Source organism: uncultured Bradyrhizobium sp. (genome assembly GCF_936943645.1).
In the GTDB taxonomy this organism is placed as follows: domain Bacteria; phylum Pseudomonadota; class Alphaproteobacteria; order Rhizobiales; family Xanthobacteraceae; genus Bradyrhizobium.
In genome coordinates this window covers 281,510-306,954 of sequence record NZ_CAKZJO010000053.1, presented here as the reverse complement: position 1 = coordinate 306,954, position 25,445 = coordinate 281,510, and the positions used below count along the sequence as shown (strand labels likewise).

Genomic DNA, 25,445 nt, shown 5'->3' with positions numbered 1-25,445 from the left:
GTAGTGTTGCGTACTCAATCATTTGAACACGAAGGTCGTATTGCGAGCGCCGAAGGCGGCGGGGGAATTCTCAGCGAAACATGGAGAATGAGGCTGCGGACCGCGCGATACGCGTGCTGCGGCGGCGAAGACTTGTGCATGGCAACAAGCTGGATCTCAGCTTAATCTTGGGAGGACGAGAAATGCGTCGCATTGCACTCTTGGCTCTGATTGCAGGATTGTTCGCACCGTTGATCGCATCGCAACCGGCTCATGCTCAGGCTACCCGAACGTGGGTGTCCGGCGTGGGTGACGATGCCAACCCCTGCAGCCGCACCGCCCCATGCAAGACCTTTCCCGGCGCGATCTCGAAGACAGCGGCGGGCGGCGAGATCAATTGTCTGGACTCCGGCGGTTTCGGCGTCGTGACCATCACCAAGGCGATCTCGATCTATTGCGAAGGCGTCGTCGGCGGCATCCTCGCAGCGGGAAGCTCCGGCGTTATCGTCAACGCAGCCGCGACCGATCACATCGTGCTGCGCGGTCTGGATATCGACGGGGCCGGGACCGGCATCAAGGGCGTCAACGTCCTTCAGGCCGCCTCGGTGGTCATCGAGCATTGCTACATCAGGAATTTCAACAGCGCCGGCGGCGTCGGCGTGTTCGTCAATCCCTCGAACTTCAACTCGATGCTCATGATCCGCGACAGCGTGATCTCGCACAATGGCACCGCAGCCGACGGCGCCGGGATCAGCATCAATACCAACGGCGGCAGTTCGCGAAGCCTGATCAACAACACGGCCATTCACAAGAATTTCGTTGGTCTGAACGTTCAGGGATCGTCCAACGTCCAGGTCAACAACAGCAACATCTCGGAAAACCTGAGCACCGCCATCGCCCTCAGCGGCGTTGCGGGGGTGCGGATCGGCCGTTCGATGATCGTCAACAACCTGGGAGCGTCGACCTCCGGTAGCGTGCTGTCGTATCTGGACAACCAGATCAACGGCAACAATCCGGACACCACGCCCGCAACTGCTGGCGGCTATCACTAGGCCGCTTATCAAGTCTTCCTTCTGGCACGATGACTCTGTGAAGTTTTGGTTCAATTTGGGAGATTAAAATGCGTCGTATTGCTCTATGGGCTCTTGTAGCGGGATTCCTCTTGCCATTGGCGGTGTCGCAGCCGGCTCACGCCCAGGCGACCAGAACGTGGGTTTCCGGCGTCGGCGATGACGTCAATCCGTGCAGCCGCACCGCACCGTGCAAGACCTTCGCCGGTGCCATCTCGAAGACGGCCGCCGGCGGCGAGATCAACTGCCTCGATTCCGCCGGCTACGGCACGGTGACGATCACCAAGGCGATGACGATCTATTGCGAAGGCGTCGTCGGCAGCATCCTCGGGTCGGGCACCAACGGCATCAATGTGAACGCCGCGGCGACTGATCACATCGTGCTGCGTGGCCTCGACATCGAGGGAGCCGGCACCGGGCTCAAGGGCGTCAACATCCTGCAAGCGGCCTCGGTCGTCATCGAGCACTGCTTCATCAGGGACTTCAACGGCGCGAACGGAGTTGGCATCTTCTCCAACCCGTCGAACTTCAACTCGATGCTCATGATTCGTGATAGCGTGATCTCGCACAATGGCACCGCCGCTGCCGGGGCCGGGATCAGCATCAACACCAACGGCGGCAGCAACCGGGTCCTGATCAACAACACGGCCGTTCACAACAACTTCGTCGGCGTGAGCGCTCAGGGCTCGGCCAACGTCCAGGTCAACAACAGCAACATCTCGGAGAACCTGAGCACGGGCTTCGCCCTCAGCGGCGTTGCGGGAGCCCGCATCGGGCGATCGGTGATCGTCAACAATCTGGGAGCGGCGACCTCCGGCAGCGTGCTGTCCTATCTGGACAACCAGATCAACGGCAACAACCCGGACACGACGCCGGCGACTGCCGGCGGGTACCACTAGGCCGGCACTATCCACGAGCTCCGGGCGCGATGCGCCCGGAGCTTTTTTGCGTCTGGTGCGCCTATGGATTCCGGTCTGCCGGCAGACTAGTCTGGCGGCATAAGCAGGGAGCGCGGGTGGCATGGAGACGCTCGACAGCCAGGATCAGCGGTTTGGTCGTGCGGCAGCGGCGGCCCGCTGTCGTTCGCGACGGGCGGGATGGGGTTGTGCTGCCGTTCTGCTCACGCTCGCCTTGGCGATCCCGGCCCACGCCCAATCGTTCCGCCAGGGCGTTTCCGCCTTCCATCGTCAGGACTATGTGACGGCGTCCCGCATCTTCATTCCGCTCGCCGAGCGGGGCAACGCGGCTACACAGTCCTATCTCGGCTTGCTGTTCGAGACCGGCCGCGGCGTGCCGCAGAACTACACGGAAGCCGCGATGTGGTACCGGCGCGCGGCGGAGCAGGGCGACAGCCGCGCCCAATATTCGCTGGGGCTGCTCTACGATCGCGGCCAGGGCGTGCCGCAGGATATCGTCGAAGCCTCCAAATGGCTCAATCTGTCCACGGCCGCGGCGCCGCCGCCGGCGCGGGAGGCGCGCGCCCGGATCCGTGATGCCGTCACCACCAAGATGACGCGCGGAGAGATCGCCCAGGCTCGCCTGCGGGCGCTGGAATGGGCGCCGAGCCGCGAGCACTGAGCGCCGCGCCTCGATCCTCTACGGGGGGCGCAATGTGCGGAAGGGGCCTCGCCGCGACCATGGGAGCGCATCGGTGTTTTGCCCGACGCGTCAAATCGCTTCGCGAAATACGCAAATCGCGCGCCCGATAAGTCATTGATAAGGCTGATCCCGTCTACTGTGCATGGGGTTGTTTTCGCATTTCTGTGTTGGAGGGCCGGATTGGCGAAGACCCAAATCCCTCGGCCTCAGCCCGGCCAGCCGCCGAGCCAGTTCGTGTACCAGGTCTCGCCCAGCCAGCCGATCCAGACCGCCGGCGCCAGAAACAGCCCGAACGGCATGGCTGCCGTGGCGTGCAGCCGCCTCCGTCGCAGAGCAGCGTTGGCGGCATAGGCGCCGATCGCGAGCAGCGCCGCAAGCTCGATCACCGCGACCACGGTCGCCAGATCAAGCCAGGCGCCGCAGACCGCGGCGAGCTTGACGTCGCCGAGCCCGAGACCGTCGCGGCCGCGCCAGCGGCGGTAGAGCACCATCAGCAGCAGCAGCGGCAGGCCGGTGGCCGCGGCCCGAGCCAGCGGCCAGAGCAGCGCTTCGGCGCCGATATCGGGCACGAACGCGCCGGCGCGGAGCAGCGCGAGCGCGAAGGCGGCGCCGGTCAGCGCGTTCGGAATACGGTAGTGGTGCGCATCGTTCGTCGCGATCGCGAGCATCAGGGCGGCCAGGAACGCCCCGTACAGGCCTTCGGCGCCGGGAGCGGTGAGGAGGCTTGCGAACACGCCGAGCAACAGGGCGATGGCGAGCAGAGCGCCCGTCCCGACATTCGCCGCCTGATCCGTCACGCCCTTAGCGCGCCGCCTTGGGCGGGTTCACGGAGACCACGGGATTGCTGGTGCCGACCAGGCGGCTGTTCATCTTGCTGCGCATTTCCTCCGCGATGACGTGCGCATCGACGCCGTCCTTGATGACGGTCGGGCGGATGAACAGGATCAGCTCGGTGCGGGCGCGCGTGCTGCCCTGGTGCGAGAACGCATCGCCGACGCCGGGAATGGAATCGAGGATCGGAATGCCCTGGCGCTGCTTGTTCTCGGTCTCGCTGATCAGGCCAGCGAGCAGCACGGTCTGGCCGCTCGTCACCGCGATCGAGCTCTTGACCCGGCGCTGCGAGATCGTCGGCGTCAGCGAGCCGGTGCTGCCGGCGGCGACGCTCGAGATCTCCTGCTCGATGTCGAGCACGACGTTGCCGTTGGCGTTGGCGCGCGGCAGCACGCGCAGGATGATGCCGGTGTTCTTGTAGTCGATGGTGTTGACGACGGTGTTGTTGGCGGTCAGCACGGTCGCGGTGCCGGTCGAGAACGGCACCTGGTCGCCGACCTGCAAGGTCGCCGGCTGATTGTCGAGCACGACCAGCGACGGGTTGGACAGCACCTTGACGGTGGTCACGTTGTGGAGCGCGTCGAGCACGACGCGCGGGGAGTTTTCCGCGCCGATCAGGAAGTTGAAGCCGGGCAGCGCACGGCCGAGCAGCGCGCCGGCGGCGGCGTTGACCGCGCTGGTCTGCTGCTCGATGTTGCTGCCGACGGAGGCGCTGTTGCTGACGCCGCCGATGACGTTGGAGACCGAGCCGTGCTTGCTGGCGATGAAGAACTGGACGCCGTAGTTCAAGGCGTCGTTCAGCGTGACCTCCGCAATCGTCGCCTCGATCGCGATCTGGCGCTGCGGCCGGTCGATCTGCCGGATCGTCTGCTCGACCACGCGTTGCGATTCCGCGTTGGCGTAGACCAGCACGGCGTTATTGGTGACGTCGGCCGTGATCCGCACGTTCTGCAGGATCGCATTGTTGACGGGCCTGGCGCCGCTGCCGAGCAGCGAGCCGGAGCCGTTGTCCTGGCCTTGCACGCCGGCCGCCGAAGGGGTGGGGCGTGCGGCGAGCGCGGGAGCGCCGGTGACCGGAGTTGCGGCACCCGAGGCCGCGGTCGGGAGCGCGCTGAGCGAGGCGATCGGATTGGTTCCTGACGACGACGTCGCGATGCCTGCACCGGGCGAGATCTGGCCCGCGGAATTGTCCAGCGATGACGTGCTGGTTGCGCTCTGGCTGAACAGGATCTCGTTCAGTAGCGCCACCACCGCCTTGGAGTTGCCGTAGCGCAGCGGATAGGATTTCAGGTTCACGCCCTCGGTGTCGGAGCGGTCGAGCCGCGCGATCCATGTCTGCGCGCGCTTGAGATATTCCGGCTTCTGGCTGACGACCAGGATCGAGTTGAGACGGCCGATCGGCTGGAATTTCACGACGTTCTGGCCCAGGCCGCCTTCGCCGGAATCCATGATCTTTTCGATCTCGGCGATGAGCGGCTCCGGCGTGGAATTACGCACCGGGAAGATGCCGACCGACTGCCCGCGCATCCAGTCGGCGTCGAAGGAGAGGATGGTGTCGACCGCAGTCGCGCGGTCGGTGCCGCTGCCGCTGACGATCAGCGTGTTGCGCGCGCTGTCGGGACGCATGGTCTGGGCCTTCACCCCGAAGGCGTCGAGCAGCTTGAAGATGTTCTGCGCCGAGACGTAGCGTAGCGGCACCACGGTGATGCCCTGGCCGGCCGCGGCGTTCAGCGAGCGGTCGACGCCGCCGGGACCGGCTTCCGGTGCCGGCAGCAGACGATAGCCGGTGCGGTCACGGACCAGCGCGACACCGGACATGCGTAGCGCGTTCTCCAGCACATAGAGTGCTTCCGCCTTGGGCACGGGCCGCACCGAGGCCAGCGTCACAGTCCCCTGCACACGCGGGTCGATCGTGTAGCCGAGGTTCAATACGTCACCAAGGATGACCTTTGCGACGGTGGTGACCGGCGCGTTCTCGAAATTGAGATCGTAGCCGCTGCCGCCGCCATCGTCGCGCTCGGCCAGCGCGCCGCCTTGCGGCGTTGCACCATCGCTGAGATAGATCGCCGGCTTCGACGATCGCGTCTGCGCAATGCCGCTGGCGCCCGCATCGGCAGGTTGACGCGGCTGAAGATCGAGGGAGCGGACCTTGTCGGCGATGTCCTGGGCGCGCGGATCCTTTGGATCGGATTCGATCGACTGATCAGCGGTGACGATGCAGGCCCCGAGCGCGAAGGCGGACAACAGCAGGAGCGTTCCAGACAACGCTGAGCGAAGGCGCAAAAGCGGTTGAACCACCTCAATCAAAATACGCCTGCCAACGCTGGAGTTGACTGAATATAGCATCCGATCCCCCTAGGCTCGGACGCGCAATAATTTGCGCCACGATTATGTTTTTGCTAAGAAATAAGTCAAGGGCAAAGGACTTGCCTTCACCCGCCGAAGTTGTTGCTTTCAGGTAACAAGGTCAACGCTGTGAATGCGATGCGCGACCGCTCCGCAGATAGCTTCCGGCAACATCTCCTGGAAAAATACTCATTGCCGGTGCGGGCGCATGCCCATGTCGACAAGTCGGCCAACCCCGCGCTCACACGACCCTTGCGCGAATTGTGGGAGGCCACGGATCTTTCCGCCGCCGAATTCGCAGATGAAGTCTCCGATCATTTTTCTCTGCCGCGCCTGAGCCTTCCGCAACTGCTCGCGGCGACGCCTCGCCTCGACGGCTTCTCGCGCCGCTTCCTGCGTGAATCCACCATCTTCCCTTTCAGTGCGCAGAGCGATCTGTTGCGGCTGGCTGTTGCCGATCCCTCCGACACGGCGGCCATTCGCGCCGCCGAGATCGTGTTCGGAGCACCGGTCGATGTCGTCGTGGCCTCCTACGAGGATATCACCACGGTTCTCGATCAGCGGGCCGATGCCGACGATGCAAGTGCCGATCGCAGCAGCCGGAGCGTTGCGCAGCAGTCCGACGACGACATCGAGAGCCTGCGCGATCTCGCCAGCGGCGCGCCGGTGGTGCGCGCGCTCAATGATCTGCTGGAGCGCGCGGTGGATCTGCGCGCCAGCGACATTCATGTTGAGCCGTTCCGTGCGGGACTTGTCGTGCGCATGCGCGTCGACGGCCTGTTGCGCGCGCTGCCGTCGCCGCACGGCATTCCGCCGCAGGCGCTGATCTCGCGCATCAAGATTCTTGCCAGCCTCAACATCGCGGAGCGGCGTCTGCCGCAGGACGGTGCCGCGCGCGTGCGCGTCGGGCGCAGTGAGGTCGACGTTCGGGTCGCCACCATGCCGACGCAGCACGGCGAGAGCGCCGTCATCCGCCTGTTGCCGCGCGACCGCGGCTTGCTGGAGATGAGCAAGCTCGGGCTTGCCGCGCGCGACGAGAGCGTGATGACGCGGCTGCTCGCGATGCCCCACGGCATGATCGTGGTGACGGGTCCGACCGGCAGCGGCAAGACGACGACGCTCGCCACCATGCTCTCGATCCTGAACGAGCCCACGCGAAAAATCCTCACCATCGAGGATCCCGTCGAATACGAGATCCCCGGCATCAACCAGTCCCAGGTCAAGCCGTCGATCGGGCTCACCTTCGCCTCCGCCATGCGCGCCTTCGTGCGTCAGGACCCTGATGTGATCATGGTCGGCGAGGTCCGCGACGCCGAGACCGCGCATATCGCGATCCACGCGGCGCTCACCGGCCATCTCGTCCTGACGACGCTGCATACCGAGACCGCCGCGGCCGCCGTGCCGCGCCTGATCGATCTCGGCATCGAGGGCTTCCTGCTGAAGTCGACGCTGCGCGCGGTGGTGGCGCAGCGTCTGGTGCGCGTGCTCTGCGATCGCTGCAAGGTGCCGCATGCATTGACCGAAGCCGATCTCGCCGAGGACCCGCGCTTTGCGGTGATCGGCTTCAAGTGCGGCGAGGTCGTGCACGAGGCCGGCGGCTGCGAACGCTGCGGCGGCACCGGCTATCGCGGCCGCAACGGCGTGTTCGAGATCCTCGAAATGACCGACGAAGTGCGCGCCCTGATCGGCCCGCAGACCGACTCCCATTCGATCGACTCCGCCGCGATGCGGGGCGGCATGACGACGATGCTGGAGGATGCGGTCGCCAAATGCCGGGCAGGGCTTACCACCGTGCCCGAGGTCTTCCGCGTCACGACGGTGCGCTGACACCCATGCCGAACTATCGCTACCGCGCGCTCAATGCCAACGGCGAGCTGGTCTCCGGCGCCATCGCCGCGCCTGCGCCGGGCGATGTCGCGCAGCGGATCGAGCGGCTCGGCCTCGTGCTGGTCGACAACGTCACGCCGGAAGAGGGCGGCTCGGCGGGTCGTGTGTTCAGCCTCTTCAACAGGCCGAAGCCGGAAGACGTCACCATCTTCACTCGCGACCTGGCGCTGCTGTTGCGCGCCGGCGCCCGCATCAATGACGGACTGGAGCTGCTTGCGGCCGATCCCGATTTCGGCCGGCTGCGTCCGGTCGTCGCCGACATCCGTTCGCGCGTCGTTGCGGGCGAGAGCTTTGCCGAGGCGCTGGCGCGGCACGAGGGGCTGTTCCCGCCGATGTATGTCGCGCTGGTGCGGGTCGGCGAGGCCTCGGGATCGCTGGACCAGGTGCTGGAGGTGCTCGCCGGCGAACGCACGCGCAGCGAAGCTCTGCGGCGGCGGCTGTCGGACGCCGTCCGCTATCCCCTGTTCGTGCTGGGCGCGGCCGGTTGCGTGTTGTTGTTCTTCCTCACTTTCGTGCTGCCGCAGTTTGCATCGGTGTTGCAGGATTTCGGCGCCAAGATCGATCCGGTCGTCGGCGTCTTCCTCAACATCTCCACGTTCCTGCGCGGCAATTCGGATGCGGTGCTGGCTGGCCTCGCGGCCACCATCGCAGCGGCGTGGCTCCTGCTTCGGCAGGAGCGCGTCCGTCGCGGTGCCACCAATGCAATCACGCGGTTGCCGGCGATCCGCAACGTGATGAGCGCATACCGGACGGCGCTGTTTTGCCGCAATCTCGGCCTGCTGCTCGGCAGCGGCGTCAATCTCACCGTCACGCTGCGCATCCTCGTCGACATGATGGCGACGACCGGCCCGTCCGCGGTCTGGAGCGATGCCGCCGATCGCGTTCGTCATGGCTCGAAACTGTCCGACGCGCTGGCCGAGACGGAGGCGCTGCCTGCGATGGCGGTGCGCATGCTCCGGCTCGGTGACGAGACCGGGCAATTGCCGATGCTGTCGGGACGCGTCGCCGAATTCTACGAAGCCAAGCTGCAACGCACGCTGGATCGCGCCGTCGGCATCGCGGGCCCGGCCGCGATCATCGCGATCTCGCTGGTGGTCGGCGGCCTGATCACATCGGTGATGACGGCGCTGATGTCGGTGAGCCAGATTGTCGGTTAGGACTGGGAGGGTTGAGGTGATCAAACGTCCATCGTTAAGGCGCGGCCGGCGGCGCGCGCGGCGAGGAGAGGCAGGCTTCACCCTCGTCGAGATGCTGGTCGTGATCACCATCATCGGGATGATCATGGCGCTGGTCGGCCCGCGGGTGCTGAACTATCTCAGCGAGTCCAAGGCGAAGGCGGCGAAGATCCAGATCGAGAGCTTTTCCAGCGCGCTCGATCTCTATTTTCTCGATCTCGGCCGTTATCCGACCTCGAACGAGGGCCTCGCCGCGCTGACCCGCAACACCAATCAGGCCGGCTGGAACGGCCCTTACTTGCGCGGCGGCGTGGTGCCGAGCGATCCCTGGGGGCACATCTACGTCTATCGCGCGCCCGGCGCGAGCGCGCCTTATGAAATCATTTCGCTGGGATCGGACGGTCAGGAAGGCGGCAGTGGAACGGCGGCCGACATTGTCAGCGGCGCGCGCTGAAGGCATTGGCGAGGCGCGGGGCTTTGCGCTGATCGAGATCCTGTGCGTGCTCGCGATCATCGGCCTGCTCGCGGCCATCATCCTGCCGGCTATACCGCGCAGCACGACGCGGGCGCGGCTGGAGAGCTACGCGGTCGAGACCGCGGCGCTGCTGAAGGCCGATCGCAACGCGGCGCTGCGCCGGCAGACCAGGGTGACGACGCAGGTGGATGCCGAGGCGCGCGCGATCCGTTCCGGCGTCACCGGGCGGACCATCCGCCTGCCTGAGGACGTGGTGGTGCAGGCGATGCTGGCCTCGCGCTGTGCCGACCGGGCCGCAGGGAGGTCGATCGATTTCTTTCCGTCGGGCATGTCGTGCGGCGGGGTGATCGCCCTGGCGCGGCCCGGCATCGGCTACGAGGTGCGTGTCAACTGGCTGACCGGAGGCGTCGAGATTGTCTCGCAGAAGCTCTGATACCGCCGGCTTCACCCTGATCGAGACGCTGATCGCGCTCGCGATCATCGCGGTCGTGCTCGGGACGATCGGCTCGGTCGTCGCCACCACGGCGAAGGGCACGCGCGCGATCGACCAGCGGCTGGCACTCGCGGGCACCGCCGAAACCCTGCTTGCGAACCTGCCGGTACGCTCCCTGCTGAAACCCGGCCGGCGCAGCGGCGAGTTGGCCGGCAGCCGCTGGCGGGTCGACGTGGCGCCAATGAACGTGCCGGGCGGCGATCCCGCCAGCGATCGTTTCGTGCCACTGGCTGTCAATCTGCGGCTCCAGCGCGCCGATGGCAGCGCGATCCAGATCACCACCGTGAAGCTGGTGCCGAGGGCTTCGCAATGAAGAGCCTGACCATGCATCGCCTGCGGCGCGCACTGGCCGCCGAGGCAGGCTTCACCCTGCTCGAAGTGTTGCTCGCCACCCTGCTGATGACCGTCATCCTGGCGGCGCTGGCGACCGTGACGGCACAGTGGCTGCCGAACTGGAATCGCGGCATCGCCCGCGTGCAGCGGGCGGAGCGTCTTGCGATCGGGCTCGACCGCATCGTCGCCGATCTCACGGTCGCCGAGCAGATTACCGTGAACGGCGACGCCAGAGTGCCGCTGTTCGACGGCGCCGAATTGTCGGTGACCTTCCTGCGCACCGCTCTCGGCCCGAGCGCTCGTCCAGGCCTCGAATTCGTCCGTTTGATCGAGAAGGCCGACGCGCAGGGGCTCGCGCTGGTGCGCGAGCGCGCGCCGTTTCAGCCGATGCCGACCGACGGGCAGATCCGCTTCGTCGATCAGGTCGTGCTGATCCGGGCGCCGTTCCGCGTGAGCTTCGCCTATGCTGGCCCCGACGGTCAGTGGCAGCCGACCTGGCGCGGGCAGCCGCAACTGCCGGATCGCATTCGCATCACCGTGCGGGACAGTGCGAGCGGACAGGTGCTCGCGGTCTCGGGTGCCGTGGTCCCGCGCATCACGGCCCCGGCCGAATGCGCGCGGGCCAAGAATCCGGCGACGTGCGTCACCGCGCGGACCCGGCCGCAACAGGCGGAGAAAGAGGAGCAGCAGCTTTGAGCGGGGCAAGGCACGACCATGCAAGGCTTCGCGATGACCGCGGCTTCATCGTCGTGGCGGTGCTCTGGATGATGGCGGCGCTGGCGACACTCGCGCTGATCTATCTGACTTACGTGACCAACACGGCGGTCACGGTCGCGGTCAACGCCGACAGGCTGCAGGCCGATGCGCTGGTCAACGCCGGGATCGAACTTGCGGCCTACCGCCTGACGGCACAGAGCGAGGCGACGCGTCCGACCAGCGGCACCTTCAATGCCCGAGTCGGCGCCGGCCGCGTGAACGTGACGTTCCGCTCGGAGGCTGCGCGCGTCGATCTCAACATGGCGCCGAAGCCGTTGCTGTCGGGCCTGATGACGGCGCTCGGTGTCTCCGCGACCGACGCACCCGTCTATGCCGACCGGATTCTCGCCTGGCGCTCGTCGTCGGAGCCCGGCCAGGACAATCCGGAGGATTCCTACTACCGCACACTCGGTGCACCCTATCTGCCGCGCCACGCGCCGTTTCCGCACAGCGACGAACTCTGGCTGGTGCGCGGCATTCCGCCTGCAGTCGTGGAGCGCGTGCTGCCCTTCGTCACGGTGTTCAGCAATCTGCGGGCGGTGAACGTGCTCGACGCCGCGCCGCAGGTGGTGGCGGCGCTGCCGGGCATGACGCCCGTGACGCTGCAGCAGGTGCTGCGCGACCGCGCCGACCCCAACGTCGATCCCCGCGCCCTGGTCGGGCTCGCCGGCGCACCCAATGCGACGGCCGAAGGCTCGAAGGCGTACCGGGTAACGGTCGCCGTCGAGCTGCCCTCGCGCCGGCGAAGCTCGGCTGAGATCGTCATCCTGCTTCTCGACAGCGGCGATGAGCCGTATCGTGTATTGTCGTGGCACAACGCCGTCGACGGTTCTGCCGGAAAGCCCCTGTGAGATGAGCTCGCTCGAACCCCTCCGCGCCGTTCTCGATGCCTGGACCGGGACCGTGGCCGGCACGGTCGTTCGTGCGCTGGAACGGATGGTGTCGCCGCGAGTGGTGCGGCTGGTCGAAAGCGAGACCGGCGCGTTCGCGTTGGAGGCGGCCAAGGCGGAGAATGTTCCGAAGGAGATCGCGTTCGAGGATGGCAGGTTTGCGAGTGCCGATTTCGCGCAGCTCGCCCGCGGCAGCCGGATCGAGATCGTGCTGCGGCCGTCGCGCTTCCTGTTTCGTCCGCTGGAGCTGCCGGCACGCGCGGCCGACTTCCTCGACGGTATCGTGCGGGCGCAGATCGACCGGCTGACGCCCTGGACCGCGAGCGAGGCCGTGTTCGGCTGCCGCGCGCCGGTGCCGCGCGGCAGCGACAGCATCACCACGGAGATCGCCGCCGCGCCGCGCAAGCTGGCGATGAGCTATGTCGAGGCGGTCTCCGCCTTCCATCCATCGGCCGTCGCGATCGCGACGGAGGCAACGGAGGGCGGGCGGATCAAGGTGTTCGAGCAGAGATCGCGCGGTGCAGTCGATCCGGCGCGCCTGAGCCGGGCGCTGCAAGCAGCGCTCGCTCTCGTCGCCGTCGCGGCGGTTGCCGCATCGGTTGCCGCAAGCTACCTGGCTGACAGTCTCGGCACGCAGGAGAGAGAGCTCGAACGGCAGATCACCCAGCGCCGCGCCGCGCTCCGTGGCAGCGATGCCGGCGAGCGCTCGCCGCTGGCGCAGCTCGAACGGCGCAAGTACGAGACGGCGGCAAGCGTGATCGTGCTGGAAACGCTGAGCCGGGTGCTGCCCGATCACACCTATGTCACCGAGCTGCATCTGACGGGCAACAAGCTGCAGATCGGCGGCATCACCCGCGATGCGCCTTCGCTGATTCCGTTGATCGAGCAGTCGCAGCATTTCACCCGCGCGACCTTCTACGCCCCGACCACGCGCAGCTCCTCCGATCCCGGCGAGCGCTTCCATATCGAGGCGCAGATCGAACCGAGGAACGCGCCATGAGCGGTGCCAAGGTCACCGGCGGCAATGCGGTTGCGCGAGCGCTTGCGAGCTCGCCGCTGATCGCGGTGACGCTCTATGCGGCGGTTACCGGCGCGCTGCTGCTGACCAGTGGGCTGTCGATCGCCGAGATCCTCGCCCATCGCCAGGCCCTGGCGCAGACCTCGGACCTGCTCGACCAGTTTCGCGGCCGCAAGAGTGGCGCCAAGCCCGCAGCGGCCGCAATGGCCGAGCATCCCGGCACGCCGTTTCTGGAAGGTCCGACCGTGACGGTCGCAGGCGCCAATCTGTTGCAGCGGGTCGCCACGGCGGTCGGCGATGTCGGCGGCCAGGTGCAGTCCTCGCAGGTCGACGTGTCCGGAGCGCAGACCAAGGACGGCTTCGTCGGTCTCGTCGTGAGCTGCGAGCTGGAGCAGCCGGCGCTCCAGAAGCTGCTCTACGATCTCGAGGCCGGCATGCCGTTCCTGTTCGTCGATCAGCTCGACGTCCAGGTGCCGCAGACCACGGCGCTGGGCGATGCTCCGAGCGGCCGCGTCAGGGTGATCCTGGGCGTCTCGGGCCAGTGGCAGGCGGGGAAGTAGTGCGCTAGGTTTTTGTTTATGTGCGTTTTCTCTACGCGAACCGATATCCACTTCGCTCGAAAACGTCGTGGATCAACTCACCACGAATACTTGAACACGCCCCTGCCGGCATAGCTGGTGACGTTGCCGGAGAATTCGCCGTCGAAGGTGGCGGCGATCGAGAAGCCGCTCAGCCATTTCATTTCGGCGCTGCCGCTGACGAGCGCGGAATCGGCATCGACCCTGGCGCCGTTCACGACGAAGCTGGTGCCCGGCAAGGTCTGGAACAGCGCGGTGACGGCGCGGTTCGGATTGTAGTCGTGCGCCCAGGCGGCGCGGCCGCGCAGCGTCAGCACGCCGTTCTGCATGGCATAGGACTTGTCGGTGCGCAGGCCGAGCTCGGATCGGGTATCGGTCAACGATTGCGAGGCGTAGTTCAGGGCGAACAGGCCGCCGCCATTGAGGCTGGCTTCCGAGTAGTTCGGGAGGTTGAAGTTCGTCACTTGCGCCGCGGCGTAGGGCGTGATGCCGATCAGCGGCGTCGTGAAGCGATAGCCGCCCTCGAAGCGGGCCGAGAACGTGTCGGCCTTGAAGCGGCCCTGGAGCTGGTCAACCCCGGCGAGCGCCACGGTGCGGTTGGTGGTGACGTCGTGCCAGCCATAGGCGAGCGCAGCCGAGATATAGGCCGGTCCGAAATTGTGCCGGCCGTAGACGCCGGCCTGGAACAAATCGGCCGAACCTGACCCCATCGCATTGGCGAGCGAGTAGTTCAGGCCGCCGCCGCCGAGTGCAAAGCCAACCAGCGTGTCCACCGAGAGCCGGTAATCGGCACCGGCCGCGCCGCCCCAGGTCCGCGCGGTCAGATCCTGCGAGCCGACCTGCGCGTTGCCGCCGATCTGGGCCGAACCGCCATAGCCTGCCGCCCAGACGCTCCAGCGGCTGCTCGGCTGCGAGGAGAGCAACGGCGCCTTGGTCGCCATCGCATAGGCCTCGCGCTCGCGTGCGGTGGCCGGCCGCATCGAGGCATAGGCGGCTGCGTCGTCGCTTTCGGCGAATTGAGCCACGCTGCCCGCCTTGGCGAATCCGCCGCTGCGTCCGACGACGGTCGGGTCGAGCATCAGATTCAGGAACTGGCCGTCGGCATTGATCGCCGACTGGATGATGCCGGTGCCGGGCTCACCCGAGGCGGTGGTCAGTCCTGACGGCGTCAGCGCGGCAAAAGCGGCGGGAATGCCGCCGGTGGTGTTGAAGAAGTTGGACAGCGTGTTTGCGACGTTCTGCTGGTTGACGTTGAGGCCGCCCGCCGGTGTGAAATCGAGGCCGATGTTGAGGTACGCGGTCAGGGCGTCGTAGCTCAGCGTCGCATTGACCGTCGGCATGTTGGAGACGACGGTCGGATTGAAGGTGGTGCCGACGAGGCCGCCCGCGGCGTAGAAGATCGCGTACTGCTTTTTCAGTGTGCCGGTGCCGAAATTCGCGCGCACCGTCGCGCCGCCGAGGTCGCCGGTGCCGTTGGCCTGGGTCAGGCTGGCACTGGTCGAGGAGACCTGGACCAGATAGGTCGACGCGGCGGTGAAGGTGACGTTTCCGGCGACGCTGAGCGTGCCGTACGGGTTTGCCGCATTGCCCGGGGCAAGCGTGCCGCCGTTCACGTCGATGCCGGCGACCGCGCCGATACCTCCGAGCGTGCCGCCGAAATTGACGGTGACTGGACTATTCAGGAGCGAACCATCCACCACCAGCGTGCCGCCATTGACCGTTGTGGCGCCGGCATAAGTGTTGACGCCGGTCAGCGTCTGCGTGCCGCCGGTCATGGTGAGGCCGCCGCCGGCGCCGGCATCGTCGATGACGCCCGCGAATGTGCCGTTGCCGTTCGTGATCGTCAGCGTGTTGGCGCCGAGGTTGACATTGCCGGACCCCGACAGCGACTTGATCGAGGTGCCGGCGTTGAGCGCCGTGATGTCGAACGTGCCATTGGCAACGACGTTGCTTGATGTCGCGATGCTGCCGTCGGTGCCGCCGGCGTTGACGAGGTCGAGCTCACCCAGGGCCTGGATGGTGGTCGTTCCGGTATAGGTGTTGACGCCTCCAAGCGTCTGAACGGCGCTGGCGCCGATGATGACGCTGCCGCCGCTGCCCCCGGCAATGCCGCCGTCCTGGATCACGCCGCCGAAGACGCTGCCGGACGTGATCGTCAGCGTCTTCGATCCGAGTGCGACGATGCCGCTGCCGCCCGGCGAACCCAGACCGCGAACCGATGTGCCGGAGGTCGTCTGCGAGATGTCGAACGTGGCATTCGGCGCGCTGAACGAGACGAACGCCGAACTTGCAATCGAGCCGGCCCCCTTCAGTGCCAATGTGGCGCCGGCATCGATCTGGGTGGCGTTCGAATAAGTGTTCACGCCGGACAGCGTCTGTGTACCGCCGAAGACCTCGATCCCGCCCGTGCCCTGGATCACGCCCGCGAATTCGGTCGAGGCATTGGTCATCACGAGCCTGATGCCACCCAAATTGACGACGCCGGAAGAGCTGCCGGCCAGTGTCGTGATGGCGTTGAATGACAGTGGCGTTACGCCGGAGATGTCGAACGTCGCGTCGACCGTGACGACGCTGGATGACGAGATGCTGCCGAAGCCCGACAATGCCAGTGTTCCGGCCGAGATTGTCGTCGCGCCGGTGTAGGTGTTGATGCCGGTCAGCGTGAGCGTGCCCGTGCCGACCTTGGTCAGCCCGCCGCCGGCGCCGGAAATCACGCCGTCGACCTGGGTCGAGCTGTTGAGGCTGCCGGTGGTGAGCGTGTTGGCGCCGAGCACGTAATTGCCGGCGCCTTCGATCGAACCGGCCGTCATTCCGCCGCTGGTGAGGCCGGACATATCGACGGTGCCGCCGGCATTGGTGATGAACTTGGCGCTGCCGCCGGTGGCGGAGCCGTCGAAATTCACCGTGCCGTCATTGGTGATGGTCGAGGTGCCGGCGGTGGTGTTGTTGTGGAAGTTCACTACGCCGCCTGCGCCGTTGTTGATCGTCGCCGTGCCGGCCGAGGCGCTGGTGAAGAAATCGATCTGGCCGGTGGCGTTGTTGGTGATCTGCGCGTTACCGGCAGAAGCCGAATCCTCGAAGGTGACGAAGCCGCTGTTGAGGAGACTTGCCGTCCCCGCCGTGCTGTTCTGGATGAAGTTGACGTTGCCGCCGGCATCGTTCGTGATCGTCACGGCCCCGGCGCCGCCGCTCGCGGTGCTGTTGTTCTGGAACACCAGGTTGTTGCCGGAGGTGACCTGGAAGGTCTGGGTATTCACCGTATCGCCGTTGACGATGCCCGTGGCATTGACGATGAACGGGTTGCCGATCGTGAACGTGTAGGCCTGCGAGGTGCCCGCGAACTGGATCGTGCCGATGGTGACGACGCCGTTGTTGTTGTCGACCGCCGTGCTTCCGATGGTGCTGAAGATCGCGGTGCCGTCGGGCACGCTCGGGTTGGATGTCCAGTTGGTCGGGTCCGTCCAGTCCGAGGAACCGCCGGCCCACGTGCCGTCGACGGCATGCGCGGCGACGACGCCGAGCGCAGTGGTGGCGAGGAGCGTCGCCAGCGACCCGCGTCCGATGGAGCGCAGCCCGTATCCGATCCGCCCACCTGCCTTTGTCGGTCCGGCCATCCGATCGTCTCAAATCACCAAAAAAATCGTTTCGGGCATGCAACCGGGGCGCGTGCTGATGCCCGGCGCCCGTGCCATGTTGTCATGGCGCCGCAACGCCCGGCAATGAACGGATATCCATTTGCGCCGGTTTCCAGCCTGCTCCGCTTGTATTTTCAGCTATCGTGGCTGTCTGGCAACAATTTCATGCACTGCAACGGGTGCAGGACGGGACGGCGGGTGTGGGGTGGGGCGAATGGGGCTGCGTGGGTTGATGAGGTGTTGATGAGGTTCTGGATCGGAATTAGTTTGGCTCGGATGCTTCGCCGTCGGCGGGGCGCGGCCTGTGGCCGCAGGGGAATATCGATGTCCGGGTGGCTGAGGCCGACAGGATTGGCCATGCTGTGTGCGGCTCTGGGCGCCGCCGGAGCCATGGCGGCCACCTCCTCGCGGCTGGACGTCCTGCCGGACGACACCGCAGGCAATCCTGCCGGAAGTATCGACGTCGGAAAGATCAGACCGATTGCGCAGCCTGCGCAATGGTCGCCGAGCAGGCCCGTTCCTCGCGGCAATCCGCTGTGGTCGGTGCCGCTTTCGGCGCTGTCCGCCACCCAGGAGCGCCCGATCTTCTCGGCGATGCGCCGGCCACCGCCGCGCGCAATCGCCGCCGCGCCGGTCGAGGAAACCCCCGCGCCGGCGCCGAAGCCGGTCGAGGCACCGCCGCCCTTGCTGCTGGTCGGGGCCGTGGTGGGTGAGGGCGATGCGATCGCAATTCTCGTCAACCGCCTCGACCAGAAGGTCGTGCGTCTGCGGCAGGGCGAATCGCTCGGCGGCTGGTCGCTGACCTCGGTGCAGCCGCGTGAGGTGACGTTCAAGCAGGGCGAGCGCAGCGAGGTGCTGGCACTCCAGCGGCTGGAAGCCGCCGCTCCCCCGCCGCCGTCCGCGGAGGCCGGGGGCAAGCTGACGATGCCGGGCCCGTCCGATCCGTCCTTCGCCCCTTTCGTGCCGCGTTCGACGCCGAAGAACGGCGAGTCGGATGGGCTCTGAGCGCTGGCGGGCGCGCCGGGCCGATGGCTTGACGGGAAGGACGCCGGCTTGACCGACGAGCAAATCGACGTGCCCGGCACGGCTGGCGGCGTGAGCGGGCCTGGTGGCGTCAGTCGTGCACGCCGTCTGTTGCAGGGCTGGTCGGCCAACCTGGTCCAGATGGCGCTCGGGCTGTCGCAGCAATTGCTGCTCATCCCCGCCTTTCTGCATGTCTGGAGCGGCGACACGCTCGCCGCCTGGCTTGCGATCTACGCGGCGGGAAGCCTCGTCGTCGTCGCGGATGCCGGACTGCAGCTGCGCGCGATCAACCGCTTTCTCGCATTCAAGGCTTGCGCCGATTGCGACGGGCGCACGGCGACGTTCTATTCGGCTTTGCTGCGGATCTATCTCGGCATCGTCGCGGTGCTCGGTGTCCTGTTGTGCGCGGCGGTGTTTCTTGCGCCGCCTTCAGCCGTGCTCGGCTTTCACGACACGCCGACATTCGATGCCGCGATGCTCGTGATGATCCTGGGCATGCTTCTCACCGTGCCCGCCAATCTGGTCTCAGGCCTCTATCGGGTCCGCGGCCGATATGGCCGGACGGTCTGGCTGCAAAACGCGGCGCTGCTGCTCGGCCAGGTCGCCCAGCTCGCGGCACTCGCAGTGTTCGGCAGCCTGCTTGCGGTCGCGATCGCCTTCGTGTCGATGCAGTTGCTGTTCGCGATCCTGCTCGCGGCCTTCGACGCGCCGCGGCTGTTTCCGTTCCTGCGCCGGGCCGGCAAGCCGCCATTGCCATCACCTTCGCTCCGCTGGAGCCTCGGGCAGTTCGGCCGCGCGCTGCCCTTTGCGGTCGCCAACATCACCGAGCTGGCGCTCGTCAACGTCCCGGTGCTGCTCGTCTCCGCGCTGGTCACGAACCGCGTCGCGGTGGCGCAATGGGGTCTGACGCGCGTGATCGCGAGCCTGGTGCGCGGCCTGTGCCTCCAGGTGACGCTGCCGCTCGCGGCCGAGCTCGGCCACGATAACGCGATCGGCGACAAGGACCGGCTGCGCCGGCTCTACGCCCATGGCTCGGTGTTCGTGACCGGCCTTGCCTGCCTGATCGTCGCCGGCCTGCTGCCGTTCTGGCCGGACTTCTTCGCCTTGTGGACCCATGACAGCATTCCCTATGACGCGCCGCTCACGGTGACGCTGCTGCTCGGCTCGGCCGCCGTCGCGCCATCGCTGCTGGCTCTGGTCTTCGCCAATTACAGCAATCGTGGCGACCTGCTGATCCGAACCAAGGGCCTCCAGCTCGTGGTGTTCCTGGTGCTGTCCCTCGTCCTGATTCCGCGGCAGGGGCCACTGGGCGCCGCGCTCGCCGTCGTGGCCAGCGACATCCTGATCCAGTTCGGATTGCTCGCGCTGATGGTCATGCGCCAGACCCTGCATCATCCCTTCAGGCACATCGCCTTGCTGATCCTGATGGGTGTCGGCATCGTTGCGTCGGGCTGGTTGATCGGGCAGGCGATCACCGCGCTGGTGCCGGGGAGCGGTCTCGTGCACTTCGTCGTGGAATGCGCGATCTGGCTGGCCGTGATGGCCTGCGCTGCCAGTCCGCTTCTGAACGGGCGCTGGCGGCAGCGCCTTCTCGGCTTGATTCCGTGTTAGAGAGCGAGGGAGCGCGAAGGCGGATCACATGCCAGCGGCCCGCTTTTTCGCCGCGAACGGCTGCGCTCGGCAGCCTTGCCTAGAGGCCAATAGAGTGGCATTGCTTAGCCCATGTCACGCGCCACCCCCACGAAACGATCATGCAGCGCGTTCCGCTGAACGACCTTCTTCGGCAGAATAACTCGATCCGGGATGATCTCGTCGCGTCCGCCAGCCGGGTGATCGACCGTGGCTGGTTCATCCAGGGGGAGGAGGGCGCGCGTTTCGAGGCAGGCTTCGCCGCTTATTGTTCCGTGCGACACGCCATCGGGGTCGCCAATGGGACCGATGCGATCGAGCTTGCGTTGCGCGCGGCCGGCGTGAAGGCGGGTGACGCGGTCGCTACGGTCGCAAATGCGGGTTTCTACAGCAGCACGGCGATCCAGGCGATCGGAGCCGAGCCGCTGTATGTCGACGTCGATCCAGCAACTCAGCTCATGGCGCTCGCATCGCTGCGGCGGGCTCTCGAGAGTCGGCCCGTTGCCGCCGTGGTGGTGACGCATCTGTACGGCCAGCTTGCCGAGATCGAGGCCATCGTGTCGTACTGTGGCACGAAGGGCTTTGTCGTGATTGAAGATTGCGCCCAGGCGCACGGTGCCCGCCGCAACGGCAAAGTGGCCGGCAGTTTCGGCAAGGCAGGCTGCTTCAGCTTCTATCCCACCAAGAATCTCGGCGCTCTCGGCGATGCCGGGGCGATCACCACGGATGATCCGGCGTTTGCTGCTCGGCTGCGCGAGCTGCGCCAATATGGTTGGGATCAGAAGTATCGCGTCAGCCGCGCGGGGGGACGAAATAGCCGGCTTGACGAGATGCAGGCTGCGCTGCTCTCGGCAAAGCTGCCTCATCTCGACGCCTGGAACGAAGAGCGGCGCAGCATTGCCCGCCGCTATGTCGACGAAATCAGACATTCCGGCATCAGGCGCCTCAAGCCGATAGGAGCCGACCACGTCGCCCACCTCTTTGTGGTGCGTTGCGAGGATCGCGAGCGCTTTCGTCGTCACCTCGACCTGAACGGCATCGCCACCGACATTCATTATCCGATTCCGGATCATCAGCAGCCGGCCTACGAGGGACGGATTGCTGCAGAGCTGATCGAGACCGAGGCGCTGGCCGGGGAAATCGTGACGATTCCCTGTTTCAACGGCATGGACGAAACGGAAATCCGTCGGGTGATCTCCGCGGCAAACGGCTGGTGAGCCCATGCTTGCAGGCCAGGTCGGGAAGGCGCCAATTCTTTCATTCCGGCTGCGCGCGCGCCGGCTTTGACTGGGATCAGGCATGTCGATGCAACAGCCGATCAAGATAGACGCGGGCCCCGGCAGCAAGTCGCTGGAGGTCTCGCCGACGGATCTCCCGGGTGTCGAGATCTACCGGTTTCCCTGGATCAGGGAGGCGCGTGGAGATCTGACCGTCGGTGAACTGGGGCAGGCGAACTTTCCGTTCCAGCCCAAGCGATACTTCATCGTGTTCGGTGTGCCCTCTGATGTCTCACGCGGTGAACACGCCCACAAGCGGTGCCACCAGTTCCTGATCTGTGTTCAGGGGCGCTGCAATGCCATGGTCGATGACGGTGCGACGCGCCGCGAGTTCGTCCTGGAAAATCCGAGCGTCGGTCTCTACCTCCCGCCGATGATCTGGGGCACCCAGCATAGTTACAGCAAGGACGCCGCCTTGCTCGTGTTTGCGTCCGAGGCCTACGATCCCGACGACTATATTCGCGACTACGATGCGTTCCGGAGCGCCGTCCGAGCCGAAGCTCGCTGAGGAAGAGCTATGGCCGGTCGCGTCTACTGCACTTACTTCGATCACAACTATCTGTCGCGCGGATTGGCTTTGCACCAGTCCCTTCAGCGCCATGCTCCCGGCTCGCGCCTGTGGGTGCTTTGCCTCAGCGATGAGGCTTACGACGTGCTCGGTGAGCTCGCTCTTCCGGATATCGTTCCGATACGAATGGCCGAATTCGAAGCCGCCGAGCCCGAGGTGGCGGCGACACGCGCCAGCCGGACGCCGGTCGAGTACTATTTCACCTGCACGCCGGCCTGGATCTTGTTCGTCGCTGCACGCGAAACAGAGACCGAATGGATCACCTATCTCGACGGTGATCTGTATTTCTTCCAGTCACCGGAAGCCATCTACGACGAGTTGCCGGATGCGTCGGTCGCGATCATTCCGCACAGATATCCACGCCAGCTGGAAAAGCGATTGCTGAAATTCGGGATCTACAACGTCGGATGGGTCGGCGTCCGGCGCGACGAGGCGGGACTTGCGGTCGCGGCCTGGTGGCGCGCGCGATGCATCGAGTGGTGTCACGACTATGTCGACGGTGAAAGGTTCGCCGACCAACGATATCTCGACTCGTTTCCGGGACTCTCGAACAGGGTCAGGGTCGTCGACAATGTCGGCGCAAATCTCGCCCCTTGGAACGTCGGCAATTATATGATCGACGTCACCGCCGGCAAAGTCATGCTGGATTCCGCGACGCCCCTGATCTTCTTCCACTTCCAGGGCTTGAGAAAGGGATTACGCTGGTTTGTCTTCAACAGCCATCGCTATTATCGCACGCCTTTTCCCGCGAGCGTGCGCCGGCACGTCTATCAACCCTATGTTCAGGAATTGCTGGAAATCGAGGCGAAGATCGAGCCGATATTGCCGATCGCGACGGCCGCGCCGCAGAAGCGCTTTGCTGTTCCCGATCTGAAGGAGAGCGCGAGAGCAAAGCTGCGCAGCGTGGTCATGTTCGCTATCCATCTCCTGGATATCGTCACCGGCCGCGCCTTCCTGGTATGGCGCGGTCGGGCGCACTGACGCCTACGTGACGGAAAACAGGAAAGTCTCGCTCCGCGATCGATGTCCGGTGATCGCGGAGACGTCGTAGGGAATGCTCTGCCAGGCCTTGACGAGGCGCAATCCTGCCTTCTCCGAAATCGCCAGAAGCTCCTGCCTGTCGAACACGACCTCGACGACCGGCGCGCCATAGGCATATTTCTGAAGGAATGTCGTTCGATGATGCTCGTCGAAGACGGGTGCGCTGTGGAAAATGCAATATCGCGTGGCGACCCGCGCTGCTTCACGGATCGCCTTTTCGTAATCGATGATGTGCATCAACGATACGCCGTTGAAGGCGATGTCGAAGCTGTTGTCGGGGTATTGCAGATCGGTCGCGTCGCCAACGGCAAACTGAGCGGCAGGATAGCGCTCACAGGCGCGGGCGATCATCGGCGGCGAGAAATCGATGCCGGTGTATTGAACGCCACGTGGTACCAGCTGTGCGAAAACCTCGGAGTAATAACCGCTGCCGCAACCGATCTCGATCAGGCGCGGTCGGTCGATACCTGCGGCGACCACAGCTTCGGCTGCTATCCTGAGATCGAGCCGAGGTTCTCCGCTCATCATGCCTGCGATCAGCGCACGATATGCGCGGTCCTGCCGTCTGGCGGTCCGGCCACTCAGCCATCCTGAATCGGCCGCTGCAAGCCTGCGCGCTTCATCGGCGCCGCCGAGGACTCGGTAGTCGGTCGAGACGAGGATTTGTCGCCGCAGAAGCGGAACAGAGCGAACGATGCGTGAGGCGATCTTGCGCGGAAGGGGTGGCAGTTTCATGAGCGCTGGCGCTTGACGATGCACGACCTGGATTGGTGCCGACGGACATAGCAATCCATTGCGAAATAGTCTAATTTCGCGCTTGCGCGCCTCCTCAGAGGCTGGGATTTGCAAGATGCAGCGGCGCAGGCGTTCGAAGCTGTCGAGGAGAGCATGAAGGGTATCATCCTAGCAGGCGGGACCGGCTCCCGGCTTTACCCTGTTACGGCGGTTGTCTCCAAGCAGTTGCTGCCGGTGTTCGACAAGCCGATGATCTACTATCCACTCTCGACCCTGATGCTGGCGGGAATCCGGGACATCCTGATCATCACCACGCCAAGGGATCAGCCGCTGTTCCGGGCGCTGCTCGGCGACGGCTCCGAGATCGGCTTGCGGCTCTCCTATGTCGCGCAAGAAAGCCCTCGCGGGCTCGCCGACGCATTCATCCTCGGCCGTGACTTCATCGGCGATGATTCCGTGACGCTGATCCTGGGCGACAATATCTTCTACGGAAACAGCCTGCAGGAAGAGCTGGAAGATGCCTTGTCGCGCTCACGCGGTGCGACGATCTTCGGCTACACCGTAAACTCTCCTGAACAATACGGGGTCGTCGAGCTGGATGGCGCGGGTCGAGCCGTCTCCATCGAGGAGAAGCCCGCCAAGCCAAAATCCAACGTCGCTGTGACGGGACTCTATTTCTACGACAACCAGGTGGTCGACATTGCGGCCGGGCTGAAGCCGTCGCCGCGGGGCGAACTCGAGATCACGGATATCAACAGAGCCTATCTCGAGCGTGGCGAGCTGCACGTTCACATGTTCGGACGCGGTTTCGCCTGGCTCGACACCGGCACTCATGCCTCGCTCGTCGAGGCCAGCCATTTCGTGCAGATCCTGGAACAACGTCAGGGTCTTCGCATCGCTTGTCCAGAGGAGATCGCGCTGCGGCGGGGGTATATCTCTCTCGACGCCTTCGAGGTGCTGGCCCGGAAGAACGCCAAGAGCAGCTATGGCGAATACCTGACGGCGATCTGGCGGGCTTTCAAGAGGTAGGTCGCAAGCATGCGTTTCAAGGGAGCCACGATCCTCGTGACGGGCGGCGCCGGATTCATCGGGTCGGCGGTCGTGCGCCTTCTGCTCGGTGAAACCGAAGCCAATGTCGTCAATGTCGACAAGCTGACCTACGCGGCGAACCTTGATTCCCTGCCCGGAGCGACCTCGAATCCGCGCTATGCCTTCGAGAAACGGTGCATTTGCGAGGCCGACTCGCTCCGCTTCCTCTTCGAAAAATATCAGCCGTCGGCCGTGTTGAACCTCGCTGCGGAAAGCCATGTCGACCGTTCGATCGATGCGCCTTCCGACTTCATCCAGACCAATGTCGTCGGCACGTTCACCCTGTTGCAGGAAGCCTTGCGTTATTGGCGCGGTCTTTCGCAGGAGGCGCGGGATCGATTTCGAATGGTCCATGTATCGACGGACGAAGTCTTCGGCAGCTTGGGCCGCGAAGGGTTCTTTACCGAGACGACCGCTTACGCACCCAATTCTCCGTATTCCGCGAGCAAGGCCGCGTCGGATCATCTCGTGCGTGCCTGGCGCGAGACGTATGAGTTGCCAACCATCGTCACGAATTGCACCAACAATTACGGCCCGTATCAGTTTCCCGAGAAGCTGATACCTCACATGGTGATCCGAGGCTTGGCGGGCGAGAGTCTGCCGGTCTATGGCGACGGCAAGAACATCCGGGATTGGCTCTTCGTCGAGGACCATGCCAGCGCGCTGACGACGGTCCTGGAGCGCGGCGTCGTCGGCGAGACCTATAACATCGGGGCGCGGTCCGAGCGGACCAATCTCGACGTCGTGGAGACCATCAGCGATCTGCTCGATGAGATGGCGCCAAGCGGGTCCGGAGGCCGACGGGGGCTGATATCCTTCGTAACGGATCGACCTGGCCACGATCATCGTTATGCGATTGATCCCGGCAAGATCGAGCGCGAGCTCGGTTGGTCCGCGACGGAGAAGTTCGAGGCCGGGCTGCGCAAGACTGTACGCTGGTATTGCGACAATCGCGGCTGGTGGCAGGCGATCCTGGACCGGGGTTACCAGCGGCCCAGGATCGGGCTTGGCTGAACTT

The 25,445-nt window shown here is 65.4% G+C and carries 23 protein-coding genes; 19 read left to right on the top strand and 4 right to left on the bottom strand.

The features are described from left to right. Nucleotides 1-113: 113 nt before the first annotated feature. The 3 genes from Q0743_RS13320 to Q0743_RS13310 all read left to right on the top strand — a co-directional run bounded on the left by Q0743_RS13320 (nt 114) and on the right by Q0743_RS13310 (nt 2,627). Nucleotides 114-1,031 (top strand): right-handed parallel beta-helix repeat-containing protein, encoded by a 918-nt coding sequence (locus tag Q0743_RS13320; protein ID WP_298241980.1) that lies wholly within the window; start codon nt 114-116, stop codon nt 1,029-1,031. Nucleotides 1,032-1,099: 68 nt separating this feature from the next. Beyond that, on the top strand, nt 1,100-1,948 hold the full coding sequence (locus Q0743_RS13315) for a right-handed parallel beta-helix repeat-containing protein (protein WP_298241979.1): 849 nt from the start codon (nt 1,100-1,102) through the stop codon (nt 1,946-1,948). 121 nt (nt 1,949-2,069) lie between these two features. Next, nucleotides 2,070-2,627 carry a tetratricopeptide repeat protein gene (locus tag Q0743_RS13310; protein ID WP_298241978.1) on the top strand — a complete coding sequence of 186 codons (558 nt, stop codon included), beginning with the start codon at nt 2,070-2,072 and terminating at the stop codon, nt 2,625-2,627. A 227-nt stretch (nt 2,628-2,854) separates the two neighbouring features. Here Q0743_RS13310 and Q0743_RS13305 read toward each other — a convergent pair whose 3' ends face one another. Both Q0743_RS13305 and gspD read right to left on the bottom strand, forming a co-directional pair. Next, the gene (locus Q0743_RS13305; RefSeq protein WP_298241977.1) at nt 2,855-3,445 is read right to left on the bottom strand and encodes an A24 family peptidase; all 591 of its coding nucleotides are present in this window, start codon (nt 3,443-3,445) and stop codon (nt 2,855-2,857) included. A gap of 4 nt (nt 3,446-3,449) precedes the next feature. Continuing rightward, entirely contained in the window at nt 3,450-5,723 is a 2,274-nt protein-coding gene (gspD, locus tag Q0743_RS13300; protein WP_298241976.1) for a type II secretion system secretin GspD, read from the bottom strand. Nucleotides 5,724-5,954: 231 nt separating this feature from the next. Between gspD and Q0743_RS13295 the strand changes: the two genes are divergently transcribed. Genes Q0743_RS13295 through gspM form a run of 9 tightly spaced genes read left to right on the top strand, consistent with a single transcriptional unit; the run spans nt 5,955 to nt 13,412 of the window. Beyond that, nucleotides 5,955-7,652, top strand: a complete 1,698-nt coding sequence (locus Q0743_RS13295; RefSeq protein WP_298242001.1) for an ATPase, T2SS/T4P/T4SS family — start codon at nt 5,955-5,957, stop codon at nt 7,650-7,652. A 5-nt stretch (nt 7,653-7,657) separates the two neighbouring features. Further along, entirely contained in the window at nt 7,658-8,869 is a 1,212-nt protein-coding gene (locus tag Q0743_RS13290) for a type II secretion system F family protein (RefSeq protein ID WP_298241975.1), read from the top strand. A gap of 16 nt (nt 8,870-8,885) precedes the next feature. Then, on the top strand, nt 8,886-9,341 hold the full coding sequence (gene gspG, locus Q0743_RS13285; protein ID WP_298241974.1) for a type II secretion system major pseudopilin GspG: 456 nt from the start codon (nt 8,886-8,888) through the stop codon (nt 9,339-9,341). Beyond that, nucleotides 9,304-9,795 (top strand): prepilin-type N-terminal cleavage/methylation domain-containing protein, encoded by a 492-nt coding sequence (locus Q0743_RS13280; protein WP_298241973.1) that lies wholly within the window; start codon nt 9,304-9,306, stop codon nt 9,793-9,795. The genes gspG and Q0743_RS13280 overlap by 38 nt, the downstream gene beginning before the upstream one ends. Further along, nucleotides 9,776-10,168 (top strand): type II secretion system protein, encoded by a 393-nt coding sequence (locus Q0743_RS13275; RefSeq protein ID WP_298241972.1) that lies wholly within the window; start codon nt 9,776-9,778, stop codon nt 10,166-10,168. The genes Q0743_RS13280 and Q0743_RS13275 overlap by 20 nt, the downstream gene beginning before the upstream one ends. Further along, complete coding sequence (locus Q0743_RS13270; protein WP_298241971.1) at nt 10,165-10,884, top strand: general secretion pathway protein GspJ; 720 nt, start codon at nt 10,165-10,167, stop codon at nt 10,882-10,884. The genes Q0743_RS13275 and Q0743_RS13270 overlap by 4 nt, the downstream gene beginning before the upstream one ends. Next, a complete protein-coding gene (locus Q0743_RS13265) occupies nt 10,881-11,795 on the top strand; it encodes a general secretion pathway protein GspK (protein WP_298241970.1) in 915 nt (304 codons plus the stop codon). The genes Q0743_RS13270 and Q0743_RS13265 overlap by 4 nt, the downstream gene beginning before the upstream one ends. A gap of 1 nt (nt 11,796) precedes the next feature. Beyond that, entirely contained in the window at nt 11,797-12,834 is a 1,038-nt protein-coding gene (locus tag Q0743_RS13260; protein ID WP_298241969.1) for a PilN domain-containing protein, read from the top strand. Then, nucleotides 12,831-13,412 (top strand): type II secretion system protein GspM, encoded by a 582-nt coding sequence (gspM, locus tag Q0743_RS13255; RefSeq protein WP_298241968.1) that lies wholly within the window; start codon nt 12,831-12,833, stop codon nt 13,410-13,412. Before Q0743_RS13260 ends, gspM begins: the two co-directional genes overlap by 4 nt. 77 nt (nt 13,413-13,489) lie before the next feature. Here gspM and Q0743_RS13250 read toward each other — a convergent pair whose 3' ends face one another. Next, nucleotides 13,490-17,044, bottom strand: coding sequence for an autotransporter domain-containing protein (locus Q0743_RS13250; protein ID WP_298241967.1), 3,555 nt, complete (start codon nt 17,042-17,044; stop codon nt 13,490-13,492). A gap of 378 nt (nt 17,045-17,422) precedes the next feature. Here Q0743_RS13250 and Q0743_RS13245 point away from each other — a divergent pair, with 378 nt between their 5' ends. The 5 genes from Q0743_RS13245 (at nt 17,423) to Q0743_RS13225 (ending at nt 22,543) form a co-directional block, all read left to right on the top strand. After that, entirely contained in the window at nt 17,423-18,070 is a 648-nt protein-coding gene (locus Q0743_RS13245; protein ID WP_298241966.1) for a hypothetical protein, read from the top strand. A 48-nt stretch (nt 18,071-18,118) separates the two neighbouring features. Beyond that, complete coding sequence (locus Q0743_RS13240; protein ID WP_298241965.1) at nt 18,119-19,699, top strand: hypothetical protein; 1,581 nt, start codon at nt 18,119-18,121, stop codon at nt 19,697-19,699. Nucleotides 19,700-19,839: 140 nt separating this feature from the next. Beyond that, the gene (locus tag Q0743_RS13235) at nt 19,840-20,934 is read left to right on the top strand and encodes a DegT/DnrJ/EryC1/StrS aminotransferase family protein (protein WP_298241964.1); all 1,095 of its coding nucleotides are present in this window, start codon (nt 19,840-19,842) and stop codon (nt 20,932-20,934) included. Nucleotides 20,935-21,016: 82 nt separating this feature from the next. After that, complete coding sequence (locus Q0743_RS13230) at nt 21,017-21,502, top strand: FdtA/QdtA family cupin domain-containing protein (protein WP_298241963.1); 486 nt, start codon at nt 21,017-21,019, stop codon at nt 21,500-21,502. Nucleotides 21,503-21,511: 9 nt separating this feature from the next. Continuing rightward, nucleotides 21,512-22,543, top strand: coding sequence for a hypothetical protein (locus Q0743_RS13225; RefSeq protein ID WP_298241962.1), 1,032 nt, complete (start codon nt 21,512-21,514; stop codon nt 22,541-22,543). Between the two features lie 3 nt (nt 22,544-22,546). On the opposite strand, the gene Q0743_RS13220 is transcribed toward Q0743_RS13225, so the two are convergent. After that, the gene (locus Q0743_RS13220; protein ID WP_298241961.1) at nt 22,547-23,338 is read right to left on the bottom strand and encodes a class I SAM-dependent methyltransferase; all 792 of its coding nucleotides are present in this window, start codon (nt 23,336-23,338) and stop codon (nt 22,547-22,549) included. A gap of 153 nt (nt 23,339-23,491) precedes the next feature. On the opposite strand from Q0743_RS13220, the gene rfbA reads away from it, so the two are divergent. After that, nucleotides 23,492-24,367, top strand: a complete 876-nt coding sequence (gene rfbA, locus Q0743_RS13215) for a glucose-1-phosphate thymidylyltransferase RfbA (protein WP_298241960.1) — start codon at nt 23,492-23,494, stop codon at nt 24,365-24,367. Between the two features lie 9 nt (nt 24,368-24,376). After that, complete coding sequence (gene rfbB, locus Q0743_RS13210; protein ID WP_298241959.1) at nt 24,377-25,441, top strand: dTDP-glucose 4,6-dehydratase; 1,065 nt, start codon at nt 24,377-24,379, stop codon at nt 25,439-25,441. The last annotated feature ends 4 nt before the right edge of the window (nt 25,442-25,445 follow it).

Coding starts and splice junctions, on each gene's coding strand:
- gspM (WP_298241968.1), top strand. CDS start 12,831: ATGAGCGGTGCCAAGGTCACCGGCGGCAATGCGGTTGCGCGAGCGCTT.
- Q0743_RS13310 (WP_298241978.1), top strand. CDS start 2,070: ATGGAGACGCTCGACAGCCAGGATCAGCGGTTTGGTCGTGCGGCAGCG.
- Q0743_RS13315 (WP_298241979.1), top strand. CDS start 1,100: ATGCGTCGTATTGCTCTATGGGCTCTTGTAGCGGGATTCCTCTTGCCA.
- Q0743_RS13225 (WP_298241962.1), top strand. CDS start 21,512: ATGGCCGGTCGCGTCTACTGCACTTACTTCGATCACAACTATCTGTCG.
- Q0743_RS13220 (WP_298241961.1), bottom strand. CDS start 23,338: ATGAAACTGCCACCCCTTCCGCGCAAGATCGCCTCACGCATCGTTCGC.
- Q0743_RS13250 (WP_298241967.1), bottom strand. CDS start 17,044: ATGGCCGGACCGACAAAGGCAGGTGGGCGGATCGGATACGGGCTGCGC.
- Q0743_RS13290 (WP_298241975.1), top strand. CDS start 7,658: ATGCCGAACTATCGCTACCGCGCGCTCAATGCCAACGGCGAGCTGGTC.
- Q0743_RS13245 (WP_298241966.1), top strand. CDS start 17,423: ATGCTGTGTGCGGCTCTGGGCGCCGCCGGAGCCATGGCGGCCACCTCC.
- Q0743_RS13235 (WP_298241964.1), top strand. CDS start 19,840: ATGCAGCGCGTTCCGCTGAACGACCTTCTTCGGCAGAATAACTCGATC.
- rfbA (WP_298241960.1), top strand. CDS start 23,492: ATGAAGGGTATCATCCTAGCAGGCGGGACCGGCTCCCGGCTTTACCCT.
- Q0743_RS13270 (WP_298241971.1), top strand. CDS start 10,165: ATGAAGAGCCTGACCATGCATCGCCTGCGGCGCGCACTGGCCGCCGAG.
- Q0743_RS13260 (WP_298241969.1), top strand. CDS start 11,797: ATGAGCTCGCTCGAACCCCTCCGCGCCGTTCTCGATGCCTGGACCGGG.
- Q0743_RS13230 (WP_298241963.1), top strand. CDS start 21,017: ATGTCGATGCAACAGCCGATCAAGATAGACGCGGGCCCCGGCAGCAAG.
- rfbB (WP_298241959.1), top strand. CDS start 24,377: ATGCGTTTCAAGGGAGCCACGATCCTCGTGACGGGCGGCGCCGGATTC.